We start from the raw sequence: 2,814 nt of genomic DNA on the forward strand, positions 1-2,814 counted from the left end.
CGTGGTGGCGGCACTGATGGTCGCTGCGCTGCTGGCGGCCTGTTTGGCCGAGTCGCTCGCCGCCTTGGTCGCTTGTTGCTGCGCCGTGGTGGCGGCACTGCCGATCACCTGTCTGGTGGAGTCGGACAGGGCCTTGCTGGCGCTCTGTTGCAGGCCCCCCATCATGGTGCCCAGCAGAGAACTGCCAGCGCCCGTGAGCCCCTGACCGGCACCGGTCAGGGCCGTGGCGGCCGTGGCGGCCGTGGCGGCCGGGGTGGCCTGGGACTGCCAGCCCTGCATGGCGCTGGGCCAGGTCGGGGTGGCGGCCGCCAGGTTTTCCCCGAAGACCTGGGTCGCCCCGTCACCTTTTTGCACCATGACGGCGAGCTGGTTGGTGTCGGCGTTCCAGACCATGCCGGCCTGCTTGGCTACGTCCGGCACGGGGGCGTAGCGGGAGACCACGTAAAAGAGCGGCCCCTCCTGTTGCAGCTCGTCGGCGGTCTTGAGCAGCTGCATGGTGCTCTCGTAGTTGGGCCCCAGCATGGCGGTCATTCTGTCCTTGATCAGCGGCTGCTCGAACAGGTTGGCCTCGTTCGGATCGAAACCGACCAGCGGCTTGAGCAGGGCCCACATCAGCTGGCTGGTGGGGCTCATCATCAGCAGGGGGGCGACACAGGCGGACAACATCAGGCTCAGGCAGGCAGCCTTGAGCAACGGCATGATACGCATTGACAACATATCCAGTTAATTATCTGATTATTAAGGGTTATTCATTACCGCATCCCGGCGATGCCGGTGGGGGCCCACGGCAGCGCCCTGACAGGCCTTTGCGGGCGCAGGCAGGCTATCATATTGCTTCCGGAATGCCAGATGAGCCGACATTTATTGGTCAAGTCGAGGGCTCTGCTGGTCGCTTTACACTTTCACTCCCCCGTGACAGGAATTCCCATGATCCGTTGTGCAGGTTGTCTGCTGGCCCTTGGCTGGCTCTTCCCCGCGTTGGCCGCCCCGGCGTCCAACACCCTCAGCCACTCGGTGGGCACCGAGCTGGTGCTGCCCCTTGGTTCGCTGCCCGAGCGGGTGTGCTGGTATCAGGATCAGAAATACTCCCAGGGGGCCCGTATCCAGCAGGGGGAGCTCTGGCTGGAGTGCGCGCCGCAACAGGCGATGGAGACCAATGGTCCCCTGATCTGGCGAGAGGTGACGACGCCGTCACAGAGTGGTGAACCGGAGGGCAACCAGCGGACGATCCGGGTGGGCCAGTGAGCCTTTTCTTGATCCAGCTACAGACACGGGCGTGATCTCTATCGCATAATGCGGCTCTTTCTTCTCTTGACTGGGATCTAAGCAATGGCTCGTCGCTCTTCCAATGCACAACGTCGTCGCAGTAGCTGGTGGTACAAACGCTTGTTGGCAAGGGAGCGGGAAGAGCGCGAAGCGCGTTCCGTCCGGGATTGATACCGCATTGAACAACGGAGCCTCGGGCTCCGTTTTTATTGGTGACTAAACGTGCATTACCGCAGGCAGGTTTATTACCACAGGTGGATAATGATGCCGATCTGCCAGTGCACAACGTCGTTGCCGTCGTGAGCTGGCGGTGCAAATCCTTGTTGGCAAGGGAGGGAAGCGCGAGGGCGCTGCGTCCGGGATGGATACGGCATGGAAAGACGGAGCCTCGGGCTCCGTTTTTATTGGTGACTAAAAGTGCATTACCGCAGGCAGGTTTATTACCACAGGTGGATAATGGTGCCGCTCTGCCAGTGCACAACGTCGTTGCCGCCGTGAGCTGGCGGTACCAACCCTTGTTGGCAAGGGTACGGGAAGCGTGCGAGGGCGCTGCTTCCGGGATGGATACGGCATGGAAAGACGGAGCCTCGGGCTGCGTTTTTCATTCATCAAAGACCGTCATGCGAAAACGGGGGGCATATGGCCCCCGTTTTGCTTTGGCAGAGGTTGGCTGCCTGCGACTCAGAGTTGCAGGGCGGCCAGGGCCAGCTCGACCCGTTTGGCGTACTCGGGGTCGGCCTGCTCGAAGTGCCTGAGCTGGGCCGCGACGATGGCGTCATCCTCCACATTGATGAGGGAGCGGGCCAGGTTGGCGGCGAGCCGGGCGCGCTGCCCCTCGTCCATCAGGCGGAAGAGATCCCCCGGCTGGCTGTAGTAGTCGCTGTCGTAGTCACGAAAATCATGGTGCAGGGCAGCCCCTTCCAGACTCAGGGCCGGTTCGTGCTGCTCGCTCGGCTGCTGGGTGCCGAAGCGGTTTGGCTGGTAGTTGGGGCTGGCGCCGCCATTGCTGTCTGCCCGCATGGCGCCGTCGCGGTGGGCGCCGTGGTGGAACGGGCAGCGCGGGGCGTTGACCGGCAGCAGGCCGTGGTTGACGCCGAGGCGATAGCGCTGGGTGTCACCGTAGGAGAAGAGCCGCCCCTGCAACATGCGATCCGGCGAGAAGCCGATGCCGGGCACCACGTTGGCCGGGGTGAAGGCGGCCTGCTCCACGTGGGCGAAGTAGTTGTCCGGGTTCTGGTTGAGCTCCAGCACGCCCACCGGGATGAGCGGGTAGTCCTTGTGGGGCCATACCTTGGTGAGGTCGAACGGGTGGATCGAGTAGGTCTGGGCCTCGGCCTCTGGCATCACCTGCACATAGACCTTCCAGCGCGGGAAGTCCCCCCGCTCGATGGCGTTGAACAGATCCGCCTGGCTGGTCTCTCTGTCCTGACCGACGACGGTGGCCGCCTCTTCATCGGTGTAGAAGCGGTGGCCCTGCTCGGTCTTGAAGTGGAACTTGACCCAGAAGCGCTCGTTGGCCGAGTTGATGAAGCTGAATGTGTGACTGTG

At 63.1% G+C, this 2,814-nt stretch carries 2 protein-coding genes and 1 pseudogene; 1 reads left to right on the forward strand and 2 read right to left on the reverse strand.

Annotated elements, in window-relative coordinates:
• Positions 1 to 708: pseudogene (locus AACR77_RS12270) on the reverse strand (hypothetical protein); the annotation flags it as partial.
• Between the two features lie 219 nt (positions 709 to 927).
• On the opposite strand from AACR77_RS12270, the gene AACR77_RS12275 reads away from it, so the two are divergent.
• Positions 928 to 1,245: a DUF1496 domain-containing protein gene (locus tag AACR77_RS12275; protein WP_039040821.1), complete on the forward strand. Its 318-nt coding sequence runs from the start codon at positions 928 to 930 to the stop codon at positions 1,243 to 1,245.
• A 702-nt stretch (positions 1,246 to 1,947) separates the two neighbouring features.
• Here the strand turns inward: AACR77_RS12275 and AACR77_RS12280 are convergent.
• Positions 1,948 to 2,814, reverse strand: an 867-nt coding sequence (locus tag AACR77_RS12280) for a catalase (protein ID WP_042881866.1), incomplete at its 5' end; no start/stop codon positions are given.

This window comes from Aeromonas sp. ZOR0002 (genome assembly GCF_963866995.1).
Lineage (GTDB): Bacteria > Pseudomonadota > Gammaproteobacteria > Enterobacterales > Aeromonadaceae > Aeromonas > Aeromonas caviae.

Bases quoted from the DNA above. Each gene is read 5' to 3' on its own strand.
- AACR77_RS12275 (WP_039040821.1), top strand. From the start codon at position 928: ATGATCCGTTGTGCAGGTTGTCTGCTGGCCCTTGGCTGGCTCTTCCCC.